The sequence below is a fragment of the Baekduia sp. genome, from assembly GCF_035996765.1.
GTDB lineage: Bacteria > Actinomycetota > Thermoleophilia > Solirubrobacterales > Solirubrobacteraceae > Baekduia.
This window is the reverse complement of the sequence record NZ_DASYJG010000016.1, coordinates 1-3,745: the sequence shown is the minus strand read 5'-3', so window position 1 is coordinate 3,745 and position 3,745 is coordinate 1. Positions and strand designations below refer to the sequence as shown.

Sequence of the window (3,745 nt, the reverse complement as noted above, 5' to 3'; positions counted from 1 at the left end):
TGGAGCGCTACCTGCTGCGCTGTGAGCTGAAGACCGCGCGACTCTTCGAGGCGGCCTGCATCCTCGGTGCGCTCGAGGCGGCCCCCGCCCGCTCCGACGGAGCGACACATCCCGCCGAGGCGCTGCGCGAGTTCGGGCGTCGCATCGGCCTGGCCTTCCAGATCTTCGACGACGTCCTCGATGTCGCCGGCCCCGCGGAGCGCACCGGCAAGCACCGCGGCACCGATCTGCTCGACGGCACCGTCACGCTGCCGTTCATCCTGGCGCGTGAGCGTGACTCGGCACTTGGCGCGCTGGATCCCCGCGCGATCGAAACGCCTGCGGCCGCGGAGGAGATCTGCGACCGCATCGCGGCGACCGGCGCGCTGGAGGAGGCGCGCGCCATCGCCCTCGAGCATGTCGCGGCCGCCAAGGCCGTCGTCCCGCCGGGCCTCCCCGACCGCGAGCGCAACGCGCTGCTGCTCGTCGCCGACGGCGTCGTCGCCCGCTACGCCTGAGGCTTAAATACAGCGGGCCGGCATCCCAGCCGGCCCGCTGTCTGAGTCACGGAGGAGACGTGACGGGGAGAGCCCTAGAAGTCTTCGGGGACGATGTGATCCTCGGTCAGCGCCGTGGTGAAGCGCTCGATCTCGTCCTCCATGTTGGCGTGCGCCAGGCGCTTGAGATCGCGGACCAGCGCCTCGGTGCCACGGTCGAGCTCCTCGTCGAAGCGCTCGACGAGGTCCTGCTCAAAGATCCCGGTGCCGGCCCACTCGCAGTTGGGGCAGCGGAGCGTGACCTCCCAGTGCGTCGCGCCGGCCTCTTCCCACTCGGTCGGGTAGACCAGGGTGGAGGCGCAGGAGCCGCAGACGTGAAGGTCGTCGACCGTCTCGTCGTGGGACTTCGCAGGCGACGGGGCGATCGACGCCGCGCCCGCAGCCTGCTGGTCCTCGAAGTAGACGACCTCGATGGTCTTCCCCGAAGGGAGGACGACTCGGCGAACGTAGTGGCGGGGATCGTGAAGGCTCATCGTCTCGAGGAGTTTCGGCTGGCGCTGACAACCCGGTGATCGGTTGTGGCTTCGGCGAACTTGAACCTCCAATCGACCATTCGTCCGCACGCGGATATGGCCAGAGAATGAGCCGATTGGCCCTATGCCGCGTTACCCTCATCAGACACCCCACGGAGGCTTCATCCCATGCCGGGAATCGGTATCCCAGAACTGCTCATCGTCCTCGTCATCGTGCTGCTCGTGTTTGGTCCCAAGCGCCTGCCCCATCTCGGCAAGCAGCTCGGCGGCGGCATGCGCGAGTTCAAGGATTCGATCCAGGGCAAGGACAAGGACGACGAGGACGCAGACGACGCTGCGGCCGACCGTCCTGAGCTGACGCGCGCCCAGCAGGCCGACGTGCTCGACCCCACGCCCGACGCCACGCGCACGCCCGTCGGCGATCGGGACGAGTCCGCCACGCGTCCCGGCGGGTAGCCGTTGCCCGCCATCCGGCCGGTCGGCCACGAGGAGCGGCTGAGCCTCATCGAGCACCTCGATGAGCTGCGCACGCGGATCATCCTCTGCATCGTGGCCTTCGTGCTGTCGTTCAGCCTCTGCTACTGGCAGAACGACCGCATCCTCGACATCATCAACGTGCCGCTGGACCACGCCCATCGCGTGGACTGCAAGACCAGCGACCGCAAGAAGGCCGACGACGCGCTCGAGCGCTCCGGCTGCTTCAACGAGGCCGTCGGCGGCTACCTGAAGGCCGCGGCGCCGGCGCTGACGCATGCGGCGCGGACGCTCGGTGCGATCGCCGGCGCCGACGGCGTGAGCGCGGCGACGCGGACCCAGAGCGCGCAGACCGCGCGGGAGTTGCAGGCCGCCGCCGTCCAGGCCGCGAGGGCCGCGGCGCTGACGCCCAAGGCGTCGACCGGGCGCCAGCCCGTGACGCTCGGCGTCACCGAGCCCTTCCTGACGACGGTCACCGTCAGCGCCTACGCGGCGCTGCTGCTCGCGCTGCCGTTCATCCTCTTCCAGCTCTACGCGTTCGTCTTACCGGCCTTCAGCAACGAGGAGCGCCGCGTCGCACTGCCGCTGATGACGATGGTGCCGGTCCTGTTCGTCATCGGGGTGGTGTTCGGCTACTTCCTGGCGCTGCCACGTGCCGTCTCCTTCCTGCAGAACTACAACGACGGCGCCTTCGACATCCTGGTCCAGGCCAAGGACTACTACCGCTTCTGCACGCTGCTGCTGGCGGCGATGGGCGTGTTGTTCCAGATCCCGATCGGCGTGCTGGCCATCGTCCGGTTGCGGATCCTGACCGTCAAGCAGCTGCGCTCCTACCGCGGCTACGCGCTGATCCTGTTCGCGGTCGTCGCCGCGGTCGTGACGCCGACGCCGGACCCCTTCACGATGCTGATCGCGATGGCTCCGCTGGTCGTGCTGTACGAGATCAGCCTGATCCTCGGTCGGATCTTCCAGCCCAGCGGTGAACCGCGCTTCGGGTTCCTGGCCGATCGTGATGAGGACGACGAGGAGCTATCGGACGATGACGCTCCGGCAGACGTGCCCGGCGGCGGGGAACTCAAGGTCCCGAACGATCTAGACTGAGCCGCATGCTGTTCGACCTTCGCGGCCGTGGCCGCCGACGCGCGGTCCAAGGGATCTACCTCGGTCTCGCCATCCTCATGGGTGGCGGTTTGGTGCTGTTCGGCGTCGGTGGCGCCACGAGCGGCGGATTGTTGGATGCGTTCAAGTCCAGCAGCGGCCAGACGAGCGTCGACAAGGTCTTCCAGCAGCGCGTCGACAAGGCGGAGACCGGCGTCCGGGTCCGGCCGAAGGACCCGAAGGCATGGGCCGAGCTGACGCGCGTGCGCTTCCAGCAGGCCGGCACCGGCGATGGCTTCGACGCCAACCAGGGCGTCTTTACCGACAAGGGCAAGGTCCAGCTCCAGGGGGCCGCGACCGCCTGGGACAAGTACGTGACGCTGACCGACAAGCCCGACGACAACGTGGCTTCGCTGATGGTCCAGGCGTTCGGCACGAGCGGGCTCAACGAGCCCGCCGAGGCCGTCTCGGCGATGGAGATCATCCTCGACCGCCGCCCCGCAACGGGCCCGCTCTACGTGCAGCTCGCCGACCTCGCCTACCAGGCCGGCCAGACCCGCAAGGCGCAACTCGCCTCCAAGAAGGCCCTCTCGCTGACGCCCGCCGACAGCCGCGAGCAGATCAAGGCCCAGCTCGACGCGGCGCGCCAAGCGGCCAGCTCGACGACCCCGTCGGCAACGGCCACACCCTCCCAGTAGCGGCGCGTCGTCGGCGCCCGCGAGGCGGCGCCCAGCACCACCTCCTCGCTATCCTGTCCGACCCCGCCCCTATAGCTCAACTGGCAGAGCAGCGGACTCTTAATCCGAAGGTTCTAGGTTCGATTCCTAGTGGGGGCACTGGCGAGAAGCCCGGCAAATGCCGGGTTTCTTTCGTTCTCGCGCCATTCCTGAAGTAGCGGACGTGTCCCGGATTCGGGTCAGGGTGCGGGCGTGGTTGGTGGGGCGGCGCTCCGTGACGATCGCCACCGCGCTCTCGTGGCCTGGGGCGTTGGGTGAAAGTGTTGCGCTGTGATTCGGGGTTCGATTTGTGTGGGCACCGAACGAGCGCCGCGCGGATGGCGACATCACGGATCACCGCCTCGGTTCAGACACGCTCGTGCCGCCAACACGGGTAGCGCGAACGGTTCCGCTGCGCCACGAGGGTACGGGGGGGGGGGGGGGGGGG

5 protein-coding genes and 1 tRNA gene are annotated in these 3,745 nt (G+C 68.7%); 5 read left to right on the top strand and 1 reads right to left on the bottom strand.

Annotated features, from left to right (window positions below):
- Positions 1 to 497: polyprenyl synthetase family protein (locus VGO10_RS03225; protein WP_327465091.1), on the top strand; the 497-nt coding region annotated here is incomplete at its 5' end.
- A 74-nt stretch (positions 498 to 571) separates the two neighbouring features.
- Here VGO10_RS03225 and VGO10_RS03220 read toward each other — a convergent pair.
- Positions 572 to 1,009 carry a hypothetical protein gene (locus VGO10_RS03220; protein ID WP_327465089.1) on the bottom strand — a complete coding sequence of 146 codons (438 nt, stop codon included), beginning with the start codon at positions 1,007 to 1,009 and terminating at the stop codon, positions 572 to 574.
- A 168-nt stretch (positions 1,010 to 1,177) separates the two neighbouring features.
- Between VGO10_RS03220 and tatA the strand changes: the two genes are divergently transcribed.
- From tatA to VGO10_RS03200, 4 genes are all read left to right on the top strand, one after another.
- The gene (tatA, locus tag VGO10_RS03215) at positions 1,178 to 1,465 is read left to right on the top strand and encodes a twin-arginine translocase TatA/TatE family subunit (protein WP_327465087.1); all 288 of its coding nucleotides are present in this window, start codon (positions 1,178 to 1,180) and stop codon (positions 1,463 to 1,465) included.
- 3 nt (positions 1,466 to 1,468) lie between these two features.
- Entirely contained in the window at positions 1,469 to 2,584 is a 1,116-nt protein-coding gene (gene tatC / locus VGO10_RS03210) for a twin-arginine translocase subunit TatC (protein ID WP_327465085.1), read from the top strand.
- A gap of 5 nt (positions 2,585 to 2,589) precedes the next feature.
- Complete coding sequence (locus VGO10_RS03205; protein ID WP_327465083.1) at positions 2,590 to 3,279, top strand: hypothetical protein; 690 nt, start codon at positions 2,590 to 2,592, stop codon at positions 3,277 to 3,279.
- Between the two features lie 65 nt (positions 3,280 to 3,344).
- A tRNA-Lys gene (locus tag VGO10_RS03200) sits at positions 3,345 to 3,417 on the top strand.
- Positions 3,418 to 3,745: the final 328 nt, after the last annotated feature.

Bases quoted from the DNA above. Each gene is read 5' to 3' on its own strand.
- VGO10_RS03220 (WP_327465089.1), bottom strand. From the start codon at position 1,009: ATGAGCCTTCACGATCCCCGCCACTACGTTCGCCGAGTCGTCCTCCCT.
- tatA (WP_327465087.1), top strand. From the start codon at position 1,178: ATGCCGGGAATCGGTATCCCAGAACTGCTCATCGTCCTCGTCATCGTG.
- VGO10_RS03205 (WP_327465083.1), top strand. From the start codon at position 2,590: ATGCTGTTCGACCTTCGCGGCCGTGGCCGCCGACGCGCGGTCCAAGGG.